Origin of the sequence: Novosphingobium sp. NDB2Meth1, from assembly GCF_900117425.1 — a bacterium.
GTDB lineage: Bacteria > Pseudomonadota > Alphaproteobacteria > Sphingomonadales > Sphingomonadaceae > Novosphingobium.
This window is the reverse complement of record NZ_FPEH01000014.1, coordinates 348,392-366,953: the sequence shown is the minus strand read 5'-3', so window position 1 is coordinate 366,953 and position 18,562 is coordinate 348,392. Positions and strand designations below refer to the sequence as shown.

The window sequence follows — 18,562 nt, the reverse complement described above, 5'->3', positions numbered from 1 at the left end:
TCAATACCCTCCCTTGATCGAGCGATTGCCGATGGGAGAGCGCCCGCCCTTCAGCATCATGTCCCGATACTCCGGGAACGTCATGTCGGTCATCGTGCTCACCGCCTCGGCAAAGCTCAGGCCATCGGTCGAGAACAGCTTCGAGAGGAAATAGACGTTCCCCCCAAGGTCGAGCAGCGTGTTGTAATCGCGCTTCAGCAGCGCCTGCTTCGCTTCCTCGGAGATCGGCCATTCGTCGAGATAGGCCCGCTCGTCCGCCTTGAACCGCTCCCGGTTCTCGTGCGTCATCAGGCTCATCGCGAACTGGTTGATGTGGTACCCCTTGCGCGCCCGTGCCGCAGTATAGACGCGCGTGCCCGGGATATCCTCCAGCTCGGCCAGATAGGCATGAATATCCGTGCTGGGCCTGGTCTGCTCGCTCACTTGCCCATCTCCTTGAGGCGCTTGTCGAGGCGCGGATAGACGCGGCGGGCATTGCCCTCGAAGATCGCGTGGCGTGCCGCGTCGCTGATATCGAGCGCGTCGACATAGCGCTTGGTGTCGTCGAAATAGTGCCCGGTCGTGGGATCGATGCCCCGCACGGCGCCGACCATCTCGCTGCCGAACAGGATGTTTTTGGTCTCGATCACGTCGGCCAGCAGGTTGATTCCCGGCTGGTGGTAGACGCAGGTATCGAAGAACACGTTGTTCATCAGGTGGCTCTGCAAGTCCGGCTTCTTGAGCATGTCCGCGAGGCCGCGATAGCGCCCCCAGTGATAGGGCACCGCGCCGCCGCCATGCGGAATGATGAAGCGCAGCGTCGGGAACCGGCTGAACAGGTCGCCTTCCAGCAGCTGCATGAAGGCAATGGTATCCGCCGCGATGTAATAGGCCCCCGTCGCGTGCTGCGCCGGATTGCACGATCCCGAGACGTGGATCATCGCCGGCACGTCCAGCTCCACCATCTTCTCGTAGAGCGGGAACCAGGTGGGATCGGTCAGCGGCGGATGCTTGAAGAAGCCGCCGCCCGGATCGGGATTGAGGTTGCAGCCGATAAAGCCGAGCTCGGTCACGCAGCGTTCCAGCTCGGCGATCGAGCTGGTCAGGTCCGCTTCTGGCGATTGCGGCAGCATGCACACGCCTGCAAAGGTCTCGGGAAACAGCCCCACCACCCGCGCGATCAGGTTGTTGCACGCCTGCGCCCACGGCACCGCCACCGACTGGTCCCCCACATGCGGCGCCATCGCGCTCGCGCGGGGGCTGAAGATCGTCATGTCTGCCCCGCGCTCCTTGATCAGGCGCAGCTGGTTCGCCTCGATCGTCGCGCGGATCTCGTCGTCGGAAATCTCCGGATAGGGCGGGCACGGCGTCCCCGCCTTGAAGGCCGCCTTCTGCGCCTCGCGCCATTCGTCGTGCGCGCGTGGCAGCACGGTGTAGTGGCCGTGGCAGTCGATAATCATCGTCATTCTGCAGCTACCTTTTCTGCGGAAACTGGTGCGGCCTTCCCGGCCATGTCGCGCTGGCGCTGGACGGTGCCGCTGGTCATCACCGGCGCCACGCCGAGCGAAATCAGCGTCTTGGCGCTTTCCTCCATCTCGGCCGCGCGGCGCGCCCCATGCGTCGTCATGCGCTCCAGATTGTAGGCCGCGCGCGCCGCCCAGCCTTGCGCCTTCTCGCTGGCATCGAGCGAGGCCAGCACTTCATCGGTCACGCCCGCCGCTTCCGCCGCGAGCATCATCTCCGCCGTCAGCGCCTCGATGCCCTTGACCATCACAGAGCGGATCATCTTGATCGCGCTGGCCCGGCCAACTTCGGCCCCCACCACGCGCACGTTCGCAAAGCCCGCGCCGCGCAGGGCCTGCGCCGCTTCCTCCGCCGCCGCGCCCGAAACCAGCAGCGGCACATTCATGCGCGCAGGGTTCACCGGCGCCAGCACCGCCACATCCAGATAGTGCCCGCCCGCTGCCTCAACCGCCAAGGCCGCCGCGCGCTTGGTATCGGGCGCCACCGAATTCATGTCGCACCACAGCGCACCCGGCTTCAGCAGCGCCGCGTAGTCCTTCGCCGCCGCCAGCGCCGCATCCGCCGTCACGAGGCTGAGCACCAGATCGGCATCCGAAAGCGCGCATTCCGCGGTCGCGCAGACCAGCACCCCCGCCGCTTCCATCGCCGCGCGCCGTGCCGTGAGGATGTCGTAAGCTGCAGCCCCAGCTTCCCAGCCAGCGCTTTGCGCAAAGGTCGATCCGGCCTCGCCGAAACCGATCAGGGCAATCAGACTCTCCATGCCCGCCCTCCTGCGTCGCGGCGCCGGGGCAAACAAATGCAATTCACGTACCTGCCATAACTTTATGCGAATTCCTCGGCTGCCACCTCGCGCAGCAATTCCAGAAACGCCGCCTGTGGCCCGGTCGGCGCCCACCCCTCACGCGTGGTGATCCCGATCCGCCGCCGCACCGGCGCAGGCGTCGGCAGGCTCGCCAGCACGCCTGCCTGCAGTTCCACCGCCAGTTGCGCCGGGCTGAGCAAGGTCAGCGCATCCGATCCCAGCAGCAATTGCCGCACCGTCAGCACCGAACCGCACTCGATCCCCACCTCCGGCGGCTCCGCCCCCGCCGCGCGCATCATCCCCTCCCAATACTGCCGCAATGGCGTCCCCCGCGCCGGCAGCACCCAGGGATAGTCCGCCAGCCGCGCGCCGACCGGATCAGCCACCTGCGTCAACGGATGCCCGCTGCGCATCACCAGTTGCGGACTGTCCTCAAACACCGGCTCCTGCGCCAGGTCTTCCAGCACCACGCCTTCGCGCAATGCCCCCAGCATCAGATCGATCTCGCCGTCCCGCAGCGGTCCCGCCAGTTCGGCATGGCTCCCCTCCACCACCGCAATCGCCACCCCGGGATGCGCCCCATGAAACCGCAAGATCGTCTCCGGCAGCCACCGCGCGCGGGAGAGCGGCATTGCCCCGACCACGATCCGCCCCGCCGCCTTGCCCTGCCACGCCGCGACTTCCGCCAGCCCGCTGCGCAGCTCCGCCATGGCAAGGCCAAACCCGCGTGCGCGCCGCTCGCCCTGCGGCGTCAGCAGCACCCGCCGCCCGCGCCGGTCGACCAGCCGCGTGCCCAGCGCCACCGCCAGATCGGCCACCGCGCGGTGGAGCGAAGCCGCCGAAAGCCCCGTCGCCTCCGCCGCCCCCGCATAGGAACCGCTGCGCGCCAGGGCCAGAAACGCCCGCACCTGCGTGCCCGTCACCCTGGGCGAACCGATCTGCGCAATCGCCGCCTCAGCCCGCGGTGCCAGCAACCGCGCCGGCTCGGTCGGCGCCATCCCGCCCGACCCCCTCTCGAACAGCGCACAGCCGAGTTCCGCCTCCAGCCGCGCGATCGCCTGCGTGAGCGCCGGCTGCGTCAGGTTCACCGCTCGCGCCGCGCGCGTCACGCTCCCATGCCGTACTGTCGCAGCGAACGCGGCATAGTGCCGGATATTGTAGGCAGGCTCGGTCACTGCACTCGCTTAGCATTTCCTTATGGCCTGCGCCAAACATTGCATTGGCCCCCCGCGCACACGAAGCCGAAGGAAGCCCAAACCAGTTCGAACGGGAGAAGCCCATGTCCGGTATCGTCGTCCAGAACATCGAACGCGCGGATCCCGCCGTGATCGACGGCCTCGCCGCCTGCGGAGTCGCCACGGTCCACGAAGCGCAAGGGCGCACCGGCCTCCTCGCCAGCTACATGCGCCCCATCTACCGCGGCGCGCGCGTGGCAGGCAGCGCGCTCACCATCAGCGCCCCTCCGGGCGACAACTGGATGGTCCACGTCGCCATCGAACAGCTCAAGGCAGGCGACATCCTCCTCCTCGCTCCCACCTCCCCGTGCGAGGACGGCTACTTCGGCGATCTCCTCGCCACCAGCGCGCAGGCGCGCGGCTGCCGCGGCCTCGTCATCGACGCCGGCGTGCGCGATGTGCGCGATCTCACGGAAATGCAGTTCCCCGTCTGGTCCAAGGCGATCTACGCGCAGGGCACGGTCAAGAACACTTTGGGCAGCGTCAACGTCCCCGTCGTCTGCGCCAACCAGTTCGTGAACCCCGGCGATGTGATCGTAGCCGATGACGACGGCGTCTGCGTCGTCCCCCGCGCCAATGCCGAGGCCGTCCTGAAAGCCGCACAGGCCCGCGAAGCCAACGAAGGCGAAAAGCGCGAAAAGCTGGCGACCGGCGTCCTCGGCCTCGACATGTACAAGATGCGCGAACGGCTGGAGAAGGAAGGGCTGAAGTACGTGTAACAAAGGGGGGAACGCCCCTCATCCGTTCGTGTCGAGCGAAGTCGAGACACGGGCGCGCAGGTGTCTCGACTTCGCTCGACACGAACGGAGCAGTTCGCATGAGTTCCCATTCCGCCCCCTGCATGTGGATGCGCGGCGGCACGTCCAAGGGCGGCTACTTCCTGAAAGACGATCTGCCGCAGGACACCGCGCATCGCGACGCCTTCCTCCTCGCGATGATGGGCAGCCCCGATCCCGTCCAGATCGATGGCATGGGCGGAGCCGATCCGCTCACCAGCAAGGTCGCGGTGGTGAGCAAATCCTCCCGCGACGGGATCGACGTCGATTACCTGTTCCTGCAGGTCTTCGTCGATCAGGCCATCGTCACCGATGCCCAGAACTGCGGCAATATCCTCGCCGGGATCGGCCCCTTCGCCATCGAGCGCGGCCTCGTCGCCCCCACCGGCGATGAAACCCGCGTCAGCATCTACATGGAAAACACCGGGCAAGTTGCCGTCGCCACTGTGCAGACCCCGGGCGGCCAAGTGACCTACAAGGGCGATGCCGCCATCGACGGCGTCCCCGGCACCCACGCCCCCGTCCCCCTCGAATTTACGGGCACCGCCGGCTCTTCCTGCGGTGCGCTGCTCCCCACCGGCAATGCGTTCGATGTCGTCAATGGCGTCGCCGTCACCCTCATCGACAACGGCATGCCATGCGTCGTGATGAAGGCCGAAGATGTCGGCATCACCGGCTATGAGGATCGCGACTGGCTGGACAACGCGGCCGACCTGAAAGCGAAGATCGAAGCCATCCGCCTCACCGTCGGCGAACGGATGAACCTCGGCGACGTGACCGCCAAATCCGTCCCTAAGATGATGCTCGTCGCCCCACCCAAAAACGGCGGCGCGGTCACCGTGCGCAGCTTCATCCCGCACCGCGCCCACGCCACGATCGGCGTCCTCGGCGCGGTCAGTGTTGCGACCGCGTGCCTGATCCCCGGCTCCCCTGCCGCCGAGGTTGCCGTGATTCCGGAAGGCCCGCGCAAGACCCTCTCGGTCGAGCACCCCACCGGCGAAATGAGCTGCGTCCTCGAAGTGGATGAGACCGGCGCCGTCCGCACCGCTGCCCTCCTGCGCACCGCGCGCAAGCTGATGGACGGGGTGGTTTTTGGCTGAGGCAGAAACCCACCCCCAACCCCTCCCGCATGCGGGAGGGGAGCGAGACTTGGCGAACGCAGTGAGCCTAGTCGCAGCGGGGTGGGCATTCGCCGCGCCAGCGTTCAAGAAGTGAGATTGCAACAATGACCAACCGCATCACCAGCTGGCACGCCGCCCCCTCGAAGCCCCGCTACACCCCGCCCCCCGGCGCGGTCGATGCGCATTGCCACGTCTTCGGCCCGATGGCCCAGTTCCCCTTCAGCGCCAAGGCCAAGTACCTGCCCGAAGACGCCGGGCCGGACATGCTCTTTGCCCTGCGCGATCATCTCGGCTTTGCGCGCAATGTCATCGTGCAGGCCAGCTGCCACGGCACCGACAACGCCGCCACGCTGGATGCCATCGCCAAGTCGAACGGGCTCGCAAGAGGCGTCGCCGTCGTCGACCCCGCCATCTCTGAAGCCGAGCTCCAAGCACTTCATGCAGGCGGCATTCGCGGCATCCGCTTCAACTTCCTCAAGCGCCTCGTCGACGATGCGCCCAAGGACAAGTTCCTCGAAGTCGCCAATCGCCTGCCCAGGGGCTGGCACGTGGTGATCTATTTCGAGGCCGATATCCTCGAGGAACTGCGCCCCTTCATGGACGCCATTCCCGTCCCCCTCGTCATCGACCACATGGGCCGCCCCGATGTCCGCCAGGGCCCCGACGGCCCCGACATGCGCGCCTTCCGCGCCCTGCTCGATGCGCGTCAGGACATCTGGTTCAAGGCCACCTGCCCCGACCGTCTGGACGCGATCAAGGAAGGCGGCGCGGGTGATCCGTGGGATGCTTTCGCCGCCGCGGTCGCCCCACTCGTCGCCGATTATCCGGACCGCTGCCTCTGGGGCACCGACTGGCCGCACCCCAATATGGAAACCGAGATTCCCGACGACGGTCATCTCGTCGACATGATCCCGCGCATCGCCCCGACCGAGGAGCTCCAGCGCAAACTCCTCGTCGACAACCCGATGCGGCTCTACTGGTCCGACTGAACCGGCAGCCGGTAGCCCACCGCCGGCTCATTGAGGATCACGCCCTCGCCCAGCTTCTTGCGCAGCGCGCTCACCGCCACGCGCAAGTAATCGACATGGTCCTCATGCGCCGGCCCCCACACCGCGCGCAGCAGGTAACGGTGTGTCAACACGCGGCCCGCATTGCGCGCGAGCTCGGCCAGAACCGCGAATTCCTTGGGCGTCAGCTTCACCGGCTCGCCGCCCAGCGTCACCGTCCGCCGATAGAGATCGATGGCCACCGCGCCGACTGTCACCGGGTCCTGATTCTGCGTGAGGTCCAGATCGGCCAGATTGTCGATAAAGCCGGTCAGCCTTGCCGCTTCGCCCGCAACCTCGTGCAGCACTTCCGCATCACCGCCGCCCGCCCGCTGCAACTTGCGCAGACCGGCGGCAATGCTGTTCAGATGCGGTCGCACATCGCTGCCGATCGAACCAAGCAGTGCCGAGCGCAGCGCATCCCGCTCGCGCAGCACCACATTCTCGCGGCCTGCGCTTTCCAGCCGCGCCCGCGCCAGCGCCAGCGCCACCTGATCGAGCAGGTTTTCCAGCAGCGAGATACGCTCCGCTTCCACGGGCACCATCCCGTCGCTGCGGGCGAGACCTACCGCCGCCAACGTGCCCGCCGCGCCGCAGACCGGATGGAATTGCCAGTCCGTCAGGCTCCCGCCCGAAACGTTGCGCCCGGCCGTCACCCCATGCTCCAGCGTCCCCGCCGCCACCGCCAGATCGGCAGCGGTCAGCCGGCCGACTCCCGCCGTCCCCGCGATCATCCGCACTTCGCCCACGCCGCAGACCACGCAGGCATGGCAATCGAAGATCCGCGCCAGTTCCCCCGCCGCGACCTCTGCAATCGCCACTTCATCCGCGCAGGACAGCAGCCGCCGCGCGAACCCCGCGATCGTCGCATTGCGCCCGGCATGGAACGCCGCGATCTCGCCCTGTGCCTTTAGCGAAGTGACCAGATGGCTCGTCACCAGCGCCACCAGCAGGAGCATCGCCACCGTCACGATGTCGCCGGTATCGTGGACCAGCAGCGTATAGTAAGGCTCGGTGAAGAAGAAATTGTACGCCAGCGTCGCCGCCACTGCCGCCAGCAGCGCCAGCCAGCGCCCGGCAAAGGCCGCCGCCGCCAGCACCGGCGGCAGATAGACCAGCACCACCGGGAAGCTTTCCCAGCGCGGCGCCATGGCAAGCCCTGCCGCTGTCGCCAGCGCGAACATCACCAGCACCGCGCCCGCGCCCAGCCATGTCGGGCGCGGCGGAGCAGCGGGTGTGAAGGGGCCGGGGTTCATGGCGCCATCCTAGGCCCGCCGCGCCGCGATGTCGCGCCCTGCGTTTGCAATCCACATGGAAACTTAATGCCCTTCAGGCGCACTTGGCGCGGCATGACAGCCCCGGACTCCGCCGCCTCTGCGGCATCACCCGCCCATTCCTCCAACCGCGCCGCGCTCACCCTCGGCGCGCTTGGCGTCGTCTTCGGCGATATCGGCACCAGCCCGCTCTATGCGCTGCAGGCCACGCTCGATCCGCGCTACCGCCTCGCCACTTCGGTCACGGACCTCTACGGCGTGGTCAGCCTGATCTTCTGGCTCTTCGTCTTCGTGGTGACGGTGAAGTACGTCTTCATCGTCATGCGCTGCGACAACAAGGGCGAAGGCGGCAGCCTTGCGCTCTATGCGCTGATCCACCGCCAGCTCGGCGAAAACGCGCCCAAGCGCTGGCTCCTCACCGGCGCGCTCTTCGCCACTGCGCTGTTCTTTGCCGATGCCATGCTCACGCCGGCGATCTCCGTCATCTCGGCTGTCGAGGGCCTCGGTGTCGTCAGCTCCGCCTTCAAGCCGTGGATCGTGTGGATCGCGCTCGCCATCCTCATCGGCCTCTTCGCCATCCAGAGCCGCGGCACAGAGAAGGTCGGCCGCCTGTTCGGCCCCATCATGCTGGTCTATTTCTCGACCATCGCGGCGATGGGCGTGCACCACATCATCCAGCACCCCGCCGTGCTCATGGCGCTCAATCCGCTCTACATGGTGAGCTACTTCCAGGCCCACCCGCTGTTCTCGTTCCTCTCATTGGGCGCCATCGTCTACGCGATCACCGGCACCGAGGCGCTCTATGCGGACATGGGCCACTTCGGCCGCGTGCCGATTACCACCGCATGGCTCGCCATCTGCGTCCCCGCACTGATGGCCAACTACATGGGCCAGGCCGCAATGCTGATCGAGCACCCCGAATTCGCCGACAACCCCTTCTTCCACATGGTCCCGCCCAGCCTGACCATCCCGCTCCTGATCATCGCCACGCTCGCCACGATCATCGCGAGCCAGGCCGTCATATCCGGCGCCTTCTCGGTCACCCAGCAGGCGATCCAGCTCGGCTTCCTGCCGCGCCTGCGCATCCTCCACACCTCCAGCCACGCGCAGGGCCAGATCTACGTGCCCGCGATCAACTGGGCGCTTGCCTTCATGGTCGCGGTCCTCGTGATCGGCTTCCAGGCCTCCGCCGCGATGCTTCCGGCCTATGGCCTCGCCGTCGTCGGCACCATGCTGATCACCACCCTGATGCAATACATCGTCGTCTTCCGCATCTGGCGCGCGCCGCTGTGGCAGAGCATCCCCGGCTTCGTGACCTTCGTCGCGGTCGACTCCGTCCTCCTCGCCTCGGGCCTCGCCAAGCTGTTCGAAGGCGCGTGGTTTCCGATCTTCATCGGCCTGATCATCTTCACCGTGATGACCACCTGGGCCACCGGCCGCAGTCTGATGCGCACCAGCATGCTGGAAGACAGCCTGCCGCTCGGCGTCTTCATCAAGTCGGTCGCAACCACGGTGAAGCGCGTGCAGGGCACGGCCGTGTTCCTCTCGGCCTCGACCCACGCGCTGCCCGCCGCCCTGCTGCACAACCTCAAGCACAACCAGGTGCTTCACGAGAAGATCGTGCTGCTCACCGTGCAGGTCGAGGACGTGCCGCAAGTGAGCCCCGAGCGCCGCGCCGAGTTCCACCCGGAAGGCCACGGTTTCTACCGCATGGTGCTTCACTACGGCTTCATGGAAGACATCGACATCCCGCGCGAGCTTTCCGCCGCCTGCACCGGCACCGACCTCACCTTCGAGCCGCTCCACACCAGCTACTTCCTCAGCCGGCAGAAGCTGATCGCCTGCCGCGCCATCCCCGGCATGGCGCTGTGGCGCGAACACCTCTTCGCATGGATGCTCAAGGTCTCCGAAAGCGCGATGGACTTCTTCAAGCTCCCCACCAACCGCGTGATCGAACTCGGCAGCCAGCTGCGCATCTGACCGAAGAGCCCCCTCCTCTTCAGAGGAGGGGGTCCGCGGGTGGTGCTGATCAGGCACACCGCCCCCTTGCCCTCGCCCCCGAGCCCCCGCTACCGTCCGGCCTGACCACAACAGGACCGAACATGCCCGGCGGACTAGCAGCCCTTCTCGACGATATCGCCACCATCGCCAAAGTCGCCGCCGCCAGCCTCGAGGATGTCGGCGGCGCGGCGGGCAAGGCGGCCGCCAAGTCCGCCGGCGTGGTGGTCGATGATACCGCGGTCACCCCGCGCTACGTCACCGGCTTCACACCTGACCGCGAACTGCCGATCATCTGGCGCATCGCCAAGGGTTCGCTGTTCAACAAGCTGGTGGTGATCACCCCGGTGATCCTGCTGCTCTCCGTTCTGCTGCCCTGGCTCATCACCCCGATCCTGATGGCCGGCGGCGCCTTCCTCTGCTTCGAGGGCGCCGAGAAGGTCATCCACGCGCTCACCCACAAGGAAGATCTCGCCGCCGAAGCGCAGGAAATGGCCGCGCCCGGCCACGAGGAAACCATGGTCAAGGGCGCGATCCGCACCGATTTCATCCTCTCGGGCGAGATCATGGTCATCGCGCTCAATGAAGTCGCCGCCAAGGGTCTGGCGCTGCGCGCCTCGGCGCTCGTCATCGTCGCCATCGCGATCACGGCTGCGGTCTACGGCGTCGTCGGCCTGATCGTGAAGATGGACGATATCGGCCTCCACCTCGCCAAGCGCGAAGGCGCCGCCACGCGCGCGCTCGGCCGCGGTCTCGTCAAGGCGATGCCCCATGTCCTCACCGCGCTCGCCGCCATCGGCACGGCGGCGATGCTGTGGGTCGGCGGCCAGATCGTGGTCCACGGCGCGGGGATGCATCCGCCTGAATGGCTCGGCCTCCACGAAGGCTTCACTGCGTGGCTGGCAGACGTCGCGATCAGCGGCACCATCGGCCTTGCTTTAGGTGCAGTGATTGCGGGCGTGCTCCATGTGGTGAAGGGCGGGCACTAGGCCAGCACCGGCCTGCGCCTCAGCAGGTCCCCGTTCGCGGCTTCCCATGCCGCCGCCACCCCAAGGCATTCCGCATCGGCATGCACAGGCGCTGCAATCTGCAACCCGATCGGCAGCCCCGCCGGACCAAACCCCGCCGGCACCGCCACAGTCGGACAGCCAGTCAGTGTGACGAGACAGGTCGCCATCATCCACTCGTGATAGGTCCGCATCTGCCGCCCGCCGATGTCCTTCGGATAAGTCCACTCCGCAGGAAACGGGAACAGCTGCGAGCTGGGCATGACCCAGTAGTCATAGCGCCGGAACAGCTTGGCCACCGCCCGGCTCCAGCCAGAGCGCACCGCGCTCCAAGCGTTCACATCAAACGCCGATAGCGCGAGGCCCCCCTCCACTTCCCACACCGCCGCCTCCTTCAGCAGCGCCCGCTTGGCGGGGTCGCGGTAGAATGCCAGCAGATTGCCGCCCTGCTGCCAGTGCCGCAGCTTCACGAAAGCCTGCCATGCCTGCTCGACCGGAAAGTCGGGCACGGCATCCTCGACCACCGCGCCCATGTCCTCGAACCGCGAGAGCGCCTTGCGGCAGGTCTCGAGCACGCCCGGCTCGTAGGGTACCGCCCCGCCCAGATCGCCCGCCCAGCCGATCCGCTTGCCCTTCATCGCCTCGGGCCGGATCGCGCGCCAGGCCTCGCCGCCACCCTCCAGCATCATCGGCTTTCGCGCATCGAACCCCGCCTGAACCGAAAACAGCAGCGCCAGATCCGCCGCATTCCGCGCCATCGGCCCCGCCACGCCCATCGAGACCAGCCAGTCGTCCTGCGTGTCGTTCGGCACCCTGCCGAGGCTCGGCCGCAGCCCGAACACACTGTTCCACCCCGCCGGATTGCGCAGCGATCCGCCATAGTCGCTGCCGTCGGCCAGCGGCACCAGATCGAGCGCGAGCGCCACCGCCCCGCCGCCAGTGCTCCCGCCTGCCGATCGCGTCAGGTCCCACGGATTGCGCGTCGTCCCCCACACCGGATTGAAGGTATGGCTGCCAAGGCCGAACTCGGGCGAATTGGTCTTGCCGATAAAGACCACGCCCGCCTTCCGCAGCCGCTCGACCATCAGCCCGTCCGCCGCCGCGATCTGATCCTTGAAGATCGGCGAGCCCATCGTGAACGGCAGCCCCGCGACGGCGGAGAGGTCCTTCACCGCATGCGGCAACCCATGGAGCGCCCCCAGCGGCCCGCCAGCCTTAACCGCCGCATCCGCCGCAGCCGCTTGCTTGAGCAGCCCTGCCCGGTCCTGCAGCGCGATCACCGCATTGACCTTGGGGTTCAAACGCTCGATCCGGTCCAGATAGGCCGCCATCACCTCGACCGCCGAAACCTGCCGCGCCGCGATCATCCCGGCCAGCTGGTGCGCGGGCAATGCCGTGATCTCGCCGGAAGGCGCCGCGGCCCTAACACGCGCCTCCGCCAGCACAGCAGCAGACGCAGCGCCAAGCGCCAGAGCGGATCGCCGTGTCAGGCGGGGAGTTTGCACCATCGGCGCATTGAAGCGCGAGGGTTCAGTCGGCGCAAGGCCCTAACGCCCCTCCCGCTCATCCTGAGCTTGTCGAAGGGGGGAGGGGTTGGGGTGGGCCAGCGGTCAGGAATGACGATGATCGAGTGGAGCGTGGACTTCTCTGCCACTTCCCTGTCCGTCGCCCCGTGCTTGACACGGGGCTTGGCTTTCCTCGCAGCCTCGCGTTGGCATAAGGTAGCAATGGAGAAGGGCGGCTGGGTCTACATTATGGCGAACCGCTATCGTGGCGGGACGTATGTCGGCGTTACTTCCAATTTGTTCCGGCGGGTTTGGCAGCATCGGGAGAATAAAGGCTCGATGCATGTCAAGGACTTCGGAAAGACCAAGCCCGTCTTCGCCGAACGGCACGAGGAAATCGAACCAGCCATTGCACGGGAAAAGCTCGTCAAGAAATGGCGCCGCGAATGGAAGTTTGCGCTGATCGAGGCAGACAATCCTGATTGGCTCGACCTTTGGGATCAGTGGTATCCGGCAGGCGCGGTGCCGAGCGGCGAGGCCCAAAGTTAGCCAAGCCCCGTGTCAAGCACGGGGCGACGGTAGGTTTCTATTGGCGATTGTAAGCCATGATGGCTGGAAATTGGGGGGTTCCCACCCAACCCCCAATCGCCCCCCTCAATCCCAGCCCAGCACCTTGCGCTGCTGCCGCGCTACCCCGGCGGGTGCGCTCTCCAGCATCAGCCGCGTCACGAAATGGCCCTGCGCCACGCCGCCGCGATAGAACCCCCAGTCGTCGATCGCCTCGGGTGCGATTTCCACCTCGTCGCCCTCGGCAAAGCCCGGGCTCACAGGACGGTTGAGCAGCCGCCCGAAAATCCGCCCCTCGCGCCGCACCACGTCCCCCGCCCAGATGGATTCGTTGTTCGCGCTGTCTGTCCCATGCAACAGGTTGAACTTGATCGCGAAGTCCTCGTCCCCTTGCGCCTTCGCCTCCAGCGCGGCCCAGAACTCCGGCAATGCTCCAACCGCCTCCTGCTTGGCGGCAAGCAGGCGCGGATCGTCCCGCTCGAACGCCACACCGGCGCTCGGCCTGAGGAAACGGTAGGCGCCATAGACGACAACCGCGGCGATCAGACCGCTGACAAGTCCCGACATGATCCACTCCCCGGCAAAGGCACACGTCGGCTGCCTAGCGGGACCGGGTAAAGATACTGCGAAAGCAGGAGAGCCTGCTCATAAATAACAGACGCGTCTGTTATTTATAAAGCGCTGTCCTACAAGCACCGCCTTCGGGCATGTTCCCGACATGCCCGCCGAATCCAACGCAATTCCGCCGTTCTCTGGTCCCTCCGAGGGTGCCGAAACGGCACACACCGGGCCCCGGAGTTTTCGCTCTGGACTGTGTCAACACCGTCAACTTGTCCGCCCACGCCGCCCGTCAGCTCCTTACCAGCCGCCCCGGCCGCGCACCGGTATCGGCGTCGTTCTCGCGGATCATCGCGCCGTTGCAGAACGTCGCCCGGTAGCCCTTCACCGGCTGCATCAGCCGCGTGCCTCCCGCCGGCAGGTCATGGTGCGCGACATGGGGCGAGACGGTCAGCCCCGCGTAGTCGATCACGTTGATGTCCGCCCGCTTGCCCGGCTGCAGCAGCCCGCGGTCGTTGAAGCCATAGAGCGCGGCATTGCGCGCGGTCTGCTTGTGGACGAGGAACTCCAGCGGCAGGGTCGGCCCGCTCTTGCGGTCGCGGGTCCAGTAGCTCAGCTGCGTCGTCGGCATCGTCGCGTCGCAGATCAGCGTCACGTGCGCACCCGCATCGGAAAGGCCGGTCACGGTGTCCGGGTGACGCAGCATTTCCTCCAGCACGGCAAGGCTTTTGGGCTGGTTGTCGCGGGTCAGCGCCTGGAAGCTGCGCCCCTCGTCCTCCAGCATCGCATCGTAGAGATACTCCAGCGCGTCGCGCCCTTCGGCCTTGGCCTTCGCGCCGATCGAGGCGGACCTTTCCGCCTCCAGATTGATCGGCTCGGTCAGCGGATAGAGGCTCGCCGCCCCGCGCCGGAACAGGCCGTAGACGTTCTGCATCGAACCGGGCGCCTCATGCGGCACATCGCGTTCGGAGAGGATCTGCCGCTTGATCTCGGGATCGCGCATCGCCTTGACGCGCTCGGCCAGCGGCAGGTGTGCCAGCTTCTCCAGATAAGTCGGGCGGCGCATGAACACGTGGTAGCTCGAAAGCCCATGGATGAACCCGATGATGCGTGAAGGCACTTGCGGGAACAGGTGCGCCCCGCCTTCGTTCGCTTCGCGGCAGCGGTCCAGCATCTGCCGCCACAAGTCGGGCGCATATTCGCGGATCTCGACGAGCGTGAAGGTCAGCGGCCGCCCGCTTTCTTCGGAAATCTTGCGGAACAGCTCCAGTTCCGCCAGCGGTTCGCTGCGTTCTCCGCCGAGCGCTTCCAGCTTGCCGACCGTGCCCGCCGGGATCGCCTCGATCACGCCCTTGCCGAGCTTCCTGAACCGCCGGGCGATGGCGAGCAGTTCCTCCTCCGGCGCGAAAGTGCCCGGCACCGGCTCGCCCCACAGCGCGCGGTGGCCGATGGTGCGCGAGGTGGAAAAGCCCACCGCACCCGCCGCCACGGCCTCTTCGACAAGATCGGCAATCCGCTCGATGTCCTCCGGCGTCGCGTCCTCGTTGGTCCGCCCGCGCTCGCCCATCGCGTAGTAGCGCACCGCGCCGTGGGCAATCTGCGCGCCGACATCGATCGCGTACTTCCGCGAGGCGATGTAGTCCATGTATTCGGGGAAGCTTTCCCACCGCCCCCACTCGATGCCTTCGTAGAGCGCGGTGCCGGGGATGTCCTCCACCCCCTCCATCAGCTCGATGAGGTCCTTCTCCTGCCCCGGACGCACCGGCGCAAAGCCCACGCCGCAGTTGCCCATGACAACCGTGGTCACGCCGTTGTGCGAGGAGGGCGCCAGCTCGTCGTCCCAGCTCACCTGCCCGTCGTAATGGGTGTGGATGTCCACCCAGCCCGGCGTGACGATATGGCCGTCCGCGTCGATCTCGCGCTTCGCCGTGCCGGAAATCCTGGTCCCGACTTCGGTGATCACCCCGTCCTTGAACGCGACGTCACCGATGAACGGCGCGGCGCCCGAACCGTCGACGATCCTGCCGCCCCGGATGATCACGTCCTGCATTGGGTTCTCCCTCCCAGCGTGGTTTGGCGGGAGGGTAGGGCAAGGCGCGAGGGAACGCCCCCCACAAAAATCGCAGCGCGACCCGCTCGCCGGAGCAAGGGGGCGGTGCCCAGCCGCCCCCTCGACCGATCAGTTGCTTGGGATGACCGTCAGATGCCCCGCCTTGGTGCCGCTGTAGGTCGTCGCCGCGCCCGGCGTGGTGTAGAGCGCGAAGCCGTTCACGTCCTTCTTGTCCGCGCGCGTCGCCACTGCGACAGCGCCGCCACCGACCCCGATGGCCTGCACTTCGCCCTGCCCACCATCGGCCAGCGCGATCCACAGCCGCCGCTGGCGCAAGTCCGGCGAAAGGATCAGCAGCCACGGGTCGCCGCCGGTGTAGACCTGCAGCTTCTTGCCATTGAGCACGATGTTCGGCCGGTTCTGGATATGCGCCGCCGAAATGCCGCCAACATAGACCGCGCCGCTCTGGTCGGCGGTGATGGCGCGGGGGCGGATGGTATTGCCCGATCCGTTGGTCAGCCGCGCCAGCAGGAACGACCCCGCGCTTTGCGCACCCGTCAGCGGGTCGAGCCGCGTGAAGTAGGTGATGTGGTTGGAGCGGGTATTGTAGGGATTGTTGTAGGCATCACTGGTGACATTGGGCGCGGCGGCCTGCAGATCGGCGCTGCCGAAGCGGTAGATGCTGTTGCCCCCGGCCGCCTCGCCGGCGAAGTAGAGCTTGCCGTCCAGCCCGACCTCGACCCGGTACCCCCGCGTGTCGGCGCACGACGACGACCGCGCGAAGGCCTGCGCATGGGTCCAGTCGTAGCTCTTCCAGACCAGTTCGTTCTTGAGGTTGTAGGCCCGGATCCACGCGACCTGCAGCTTGGTGCAGCCGCCGCCGTCACGCTGGGCCATGCCCGTCACGATGACGCGGGTGTCTGCTGCCGTGGCGCCGGTAAATACCGCGACATCGTTCACCATCGAATCCGTGAACGTCCGGCTGAAGATCGCCGTGCCGCCGGCAGAATAGACGGCAAGCTGCTTGCCCCCCGATCCATAAAGCCCGGCGACGGTGCCGTCCGTACCGACCGCGGCGCGGGTGAAGTTGCCGTCCTGCCGCCAGCGCGTCGTGGCAAGATCGGAGGACAGCACGGCGAGGCCGGCATCCGACGCCACCACGATGTCGCCGTTGCTGCGCCGCAGCTGCGCATCGTTGATCGCATTGCCGAAGCGCACTGCCGCCACGATCTGTCCGTTCTGTGGCCATGCCAGCGTGAGCACGCCGGTCGACTTGTCCGTGGTCGCCGCGCCGATCTTTCGCGCCGCGACCGGCACAGCGGTGCTGATCTTGCCTCCCGCATAGACGTGGCAATTGTCCGCCACTTGCGCCACATTCAGCGCATCGCTGGAGCCCCCGCCCGCATAGGCCGCGTAGGTCACGTTGGTGGAACTGCTCGTGCCGCTGCGCGTGCCGACAGCGGCGCAGGTGGCCGAGCCATCAGACGCCGCCGGGACGCTCTGTGCGGCCGCCGGCATCGGATCGACGCCCCCGACACAGGTCATCGCCGCCACGGCGAGCGCGATGATTGTGGATGTGCTGACCTGTCGGCGCAGAGCGGCACTTTTATTGTTATACTTCATATATTCTACCCCTAGACGCCTTTTCCATCGCAGCGAATTCGATCCTTGGTGATGTCATCAAAACGACATCAAGAAGAACGTCCTCACCATTTCAGATGTATTGGCATTCGATATTGACCCGCCGCCCGGCAGGGGTAGCCGTGCGGCGGTAACCGGCCTGTGTAGAATTACCCTGAGAGGGGCATTAACTGTGATCGCGCCGTCAGCGCACCACCTCGCCGCCCTTCATCACGTGAGTGACTTTCTGCAACACCGTGATGTCCACTGTCGGATCGCCCGGTACCGCGATCATGTCGGCATAGTGCCCCGGAGACAGCGCGCCGACATCCTTGCTCCAGCCCATCAGCTCCGCCGCGCTGGTCGTGGCCGCCTGGATCGCCTGCATCGGCGTCATCCCGTAGCGCACCATGTAGGCGAATTGCCGCGCGTTCTCGCCGTGCGGGAACACCCCGGCATCGGTCCCGAACGAGAGCTTCACGCCCGCCTTCACCGCCTTGCGGAAGCCCTGCCGCTGCGCCTCGGTCGTCTCGTCGTTCTTGCGCAGGTAGTTCTCGGGCCACTTCTCGCGCCGTCCGACATCGGCGATGTAGTCGCCGTTGTAGATATCCATGTCGAGCCACACGCCCCTCGCCTTGGCGAGCGCGATGCCTTCGTCGTCGATCAGGCTGGCGTGCTCGATCGCGCGCACCCCGGCGCGGATGGCGGACTTGATCCCTTCCGCCCCGTGGGCATGCGCCGTCACCCAGGACTTGCGCGCCGCCGCCACCTCGACCGCCGCGCGCATTTCGTCCTCGGTCAGTTCCTGCTGGCCCGCCTCGGTACCGCTTGCCAGCACCGCACCGGTAGCGATCAGCTTGATCGAGTCGGCGCCGTGCTGGAACAGGTAGTTGACCTTGGCCCGCGCATCCGCCGCATCGGTGACGACGCCCGCGCGCAAGTCCTCGGGGATGCGTACATCGGGCGAGAAACCCGTCACCTCGCCCCCGCCGCCCGGCACCGTGACATAGGCGCCGACCGCCTGCATGCGCGGGCCGATCACGTCACCCCGGTTGATCGCCTCGCGCAGCTCGACATCGGCGAAGGCGCGGAACGAGCCGACATCATGCACCGTGGTGAAGCCGGCCATCAACGTCGTGCGGGCGTTGCGCGCGCCGATATAGGCGATCTCCATCGCCGAATGGAGCAGCGGTTCGGCCACGTTGGACGTCTGCCCGGTATCGGCAAGGTGGACGTGGCAATCGATGAGGCCCGGCAGCACGGTGAAGGCGGACCAATCGATCAGCCTCGCGCCCTTGGGCACCGCGCCAGCGGGCAATACTGCCGCCACCCGGCCATCCTCGACGCGGAGCAGCCGCGCGCCCAGCACCGTGCCCGCTTCCGGATCAACGAGATGCCCGGCGCGGACATAGAGCGTTTCGGCATGAGCAGGGCTGGCGAGCAGGCCCAGCGCGGCGGCGGCAAACAGGATGCGGATCATGCCCGCCAACCTGCCCGATC

General features: G+C 66.9%; 16 protein-coding genes. 6 read left to right on the top strand and 10 right to left on the bottom strand.

The window, feature by feature from the left end:
* From ligA to NDB2M1_RS08835, 4 genes are all read right to left on the bottom strand, one after another.
* Positions 1 to 423: a protocatechuate 4,5-dioxygenase subunit alpha gene (gene ligA / locus NDB2M1_RS08850; RefSeq protein ID WP_054122276.1), complete on the bottom strand. Its 423-nt coding sequence runs from the start codon at positions 421 to 423 to the stop codon at positions 1 to 3.
* The gene (locus tag NDB2M1_RS08845; protein ID WP_072381431.1) at positions 420 to 1,445 is read right to left on the bottom strand and encodes an amidohydrolase family protein; all 1,026 of its coding nucleotides are present in this window, start codon (positions 1,443 to 1,445) and stop codon (positions 420 to 422) included. Before NDB2M1_RS08845 ends, ligA begins: the two co-directional genes overlap by 4 nt.
* Entirely contained in the window at positions 1,442 to 2,263 is an 822-nt protein-coding gene (locus NDB2M1_RS08840; protein WP_072381429.1) for an NAD(P)-dependent oxidoreductase, read from the bottom strand. The genes NDB2M1_RS08845 and NDB2M1_RS08840 overlap by 4 nt, the downstream gene beginning before the upstream one ends.
* A 62-nt stretch (positions 2,264 to 2,325) precedes the next feature.
* A complete protein-coding gene (locus NDB2M1_RS08835; RefSeq protein ID WP_072381427.1) occupies positions 2,326 to 3,480 on the bottom strand; it encodes an aromatic metabolism transcription factor LigR in 1,155 nt (384 codons plus the stop codon).
* A gap of 104 nt (positions 3,481 to 3,584) precedes the next feature.
* Here NDB2M1_RS08835 and ligK point away from each other — a divergent pair, with 104 nt between their 5' ends.
* The 3 genes from ligK to NDB2M1_RS08820 all read left to right on the top strand — a co-directional run bounded on the left by ligK (position 3,585) and on the right by NDB2M1_RS08820 (position 6,426).
* A complete protein-coding gene (gene ligK / locus NDB2M1_RS08830) occupies positions 3,585 to 4,259 on the top strand; it encodes a 4-carboxy-4-hydroxy-2-oxoadipate aldolase/oxaloacetate decarboxylase (RefSeq protein ID WP_072381755.1) in 675 nt (224 codons plus the stop codon).
* Positions 4,260 to 4,357: 98 nt separating this feature from the next.
* Positions 4,358 to 5,416, top strand: a complete 1,059-nt coding sequence (locus NDB2M1_RS08825; protein ID WP_072381425.1) for a 4-oxalomesaconate tautomerase — start codon at positions 4,358 to 4,360, stop codon at positions 5,414 to 5,416.
* Positions 5,417 to 5,541: 125 nt separating this feature from the next.
* Entirely contained in the window at positions 5,542 to 6,426 is an 885-nt protein-coding gene (locus NDB2M1_RS08820) for an amidohydrolase family protein (protein ID WP_072381423.1), read from the top strand.
* On the opposite strand, the gene NDB2M1_RS08815 is transcribed toward NDB2M1_RS08820, so the two are convergent.
* Complete coding sequence (locus NDB2M1_RS08815) at positions 6,411 to 7,739, bottom strand: DUF4118 domain-containing protein (protein WP_072381421.1); 1,329 nt, start codon at positions 7,737 to 7,739, stop codon at positions 6,411 to 6,413. The two genes, NDB2M1_RS08820 and NDB2M1_RS08815, sit on opposite strands and share 16 nt — an antisense overlap.
* Before the next feature lie 93 nt (positions 7,740 to 7,832).
* On the opposite strand from NDB2M1_RS08815, the gene NDB2M1_RS08810 reads away from it, so the two are divergent.
* Together NDB2M1_RS08810 and NDB2M1_RS08805 are read left to right on the top strand one after the other, a co-directional pair.
* Positions 7,833 to 9,737, top strand: a complete 1,905-nt coding sequence (locus NDB2M1_RS08810) for a potassium transporter Kup (RefSeq protein WP_072381753.1) — start codon at positions 7,833 to 7,835, stop codon at positions 9,735 to 9,737.
* Positions 9,738 to 9,859: 122 nt separating this feature from the next.
* Positions 9,860 to 10,744, top strand: a complete 885-nt coding sequence (locus NDB2M1_RS08805) for a DUF808 domain-containing protein (RefSeq protein ID WP_072381419.1) — start codon at positions 9,860 to 9,862, stop codon at positions 10,742 to 10,744.
* On the opposite strand, the gene NDB2M1_RS08800 is transcribed toward NDB2M1_RS08805, so the two are convergent.
* Positions 10,741 to 12,270: an amidase gene (locus NDB2M1_RS08800; protein ID WP_072381417.1), complete on the bottom strand. Its 1,530-nt coding sequence runs from the start codon at positions 12,268 to 12,270 to the stop codon at positions 10,741 to 10,743. The two genes, NDB2M1_RS08805 and NDB2M1_RS08800, sit on opposite strands and share 4 nt — an antisense overlap.
* Before the next feature lie 219 nt (positions 12,271 to 12,489).
* Between NDB2M1_RS08800 and NDB2M1_RS08795 the strand changes: the two genes are divergently transcribed.
* A complete protein-coding gene (locus NDB2M1_RS08795; protein WP_072381415.1) occupies positions 12,490 to 12,816 on the top strand; it encodes a GIY-YIG nuclease family protein in 327 nt (108 codons plus the stop codon).
* Between the two features lie 105 nt (positions 12,817 to 12,921).
* Here the strand turns inward: NDB2M1_RS08795 and NDB2M1_RS08790 are convergent, their stop codons facing one another.
* The 4 genes from NDB2M1_RS08790 to NDB2M1_RS08775 all read right to left on the bottom strand — a co-directional run bounded on the left by NDB2M1_RS08790 (position 12,922) and on the right by NDB2M1_RS08775 (position 18,542).
* The gene (locus NDB2M1_RS08790; protein ID WP_072381413.1) at positions 12,922 to 13,401 is read right to left on the bottom strand and encodes a DUF2314 domain-containing protein; all 480 of its coding nucleotides are present in this window, start codon (positions 13,399 to 13,401) and stop codon (positions 12,922 to 12,924) included.
* 283 nt (positions 13,402 to 13,684) lie between these two features.
* Complete coding sequence (locus NDB2M1_RS08785; RefSeq protein WP_072381411.1) at positions 13,685 to 15,442, bottom strand: N-acyl-D-amino-acid deacylase family protein; 1,758 nt, start codon at positions 15,440 to 15,442, stop codon at positions 13,685 to 13,687.
* Between the two features lie 129 nt (positions 15,443 to 15,571).
* A complete protein-coding gene (locus NDB2M1_RS08780) occupies positions 15,572 to 17,065 on the bottom strand; it encodes a hypothetical protein (RefSeq protein WP_072381409.1) in 1,494 nt (497 codons plus the stop codon).
* Between the two features lie 202 nt (positions 17,066 to 17,267).
* Positions 17,268 to 18,542 (bottom strand): Xaa-Pro dipeptidase, encoded by a 1,275-nt coding sequence (locus NDB2M1_RS08775; protein ID WP_143146687.1) that lies wholly within the window; start codon positions 18,540 to 18,542, stop codon positions 17,268 to 17,270.
* Between the last annotated feature and the right edge of the window lie 20 nt (positions 18,543 to 18,562).

Excerpts from the sequence above, each read along its gene's own strand:
- NDB2M1_RS08845 (WP_072381431.1), bottom strand. The coding sequence starts at position 1,445 with ATGACGATGATTATCGACTGCCACGGCCACTACACCGTGCTGCCACGC.
- NDB2M1_RS08840 (WP_072381429.1), bottom strand. The coding sequence starts at position 2,263 with ATGGAGAGTCTGATTGCCCTGATCGGTTTCGGCGAGGCCGGATCGACC.
- ligK (WP_072381755.1), top strand. The coding sequence starts at position 3,585 with ATGTCCGGTATCGTCGTCCAGAACATCGAACGCGCGGATCCCGCCGTG.
- NDB2M1_RS08825 (WP_072381425.1), top strand. The coding sequence starts at position 4,358 with ATGAGTTCCCATTCCGCCCCCTGCATGTGGATGCGCGGCGGCACGTCC.
- NDB2M1_RS08820 (WP_072381423.1), top strand. The coding sequence starts at position 5,542 with ATGACCAACCGCATCACCAGCTGGCACGCCGCCCCCTCGAAGCCCCGC.
- NDB2M1_RS08815 (WP_072381421.1), bottom strand. The coding sequence starts at position 7,739 with ATGAACCCCGGCCCCTTCACACCCGCTGCTCCGCCGCGCCCGACATGG.
- NDB2M1_RS08810 (WP_072381753.1), top strand. The coding sequence starts at position 7,833 with ATGACAGCCCCGGACTCCGCCGCCTCTGCGGCATCACCCGCCCATTCC.
- NDB2M1_RS08805 (WP_072381419.1), top strand. The coding sequence starts at position 9,860 with ATGCCCGGCGGACTAGCAGCCCTTCTCGACGATATCGCCACCATCGCC.
- NDB2M1_RS08800 (WP_072381417.1), bottom strand. The coding sequence starts at position 12,270 with ATGGTGCAAACTCCCCGCCTGACACGGCGATCCGCTCTGGCGCTTGGC.
- NDB2M1_RS08795 (WP_072381415.1), top strand. The coding sequence starts at position 12,490 with ATGGAGAAGGGCGGCTGGGTCTACATTATGGCGAACCGCTATCGTGGC.
- NDB2M1_RS08790 (WP_072381413.1), bottom strand. The coding sequence starts at position 13,401 with ATGTCGGGACTTGTCAGCGGTCTGATCGCCGCGGTTGTCGTCTATGGC.
- NDB2M1_RS08785 (WP_072381411.1), bottom strand. The coding sequence starts at position 15,442 with ATGCAGGACGTGATCATCCGGGGCGGCAGGATCGTCGACGGTTCGGGC.
- NDB2M1_RS08780 (WP_072381409.1), bottom strand. The coding sequence starts at position 17,065 with ATGAAGTATAACAATAAAAGTGCCGCTCTGCGCCGACAGGTCAGCACA.
- NDB2M1_RS08775 (WP_143146687.1), bottom strand. The coding sequence starts at position 18,542 with ATGATCCGCATCCTGTTTGCCGCCGCCGCGCTGGGCCTGCTCGCCAGC.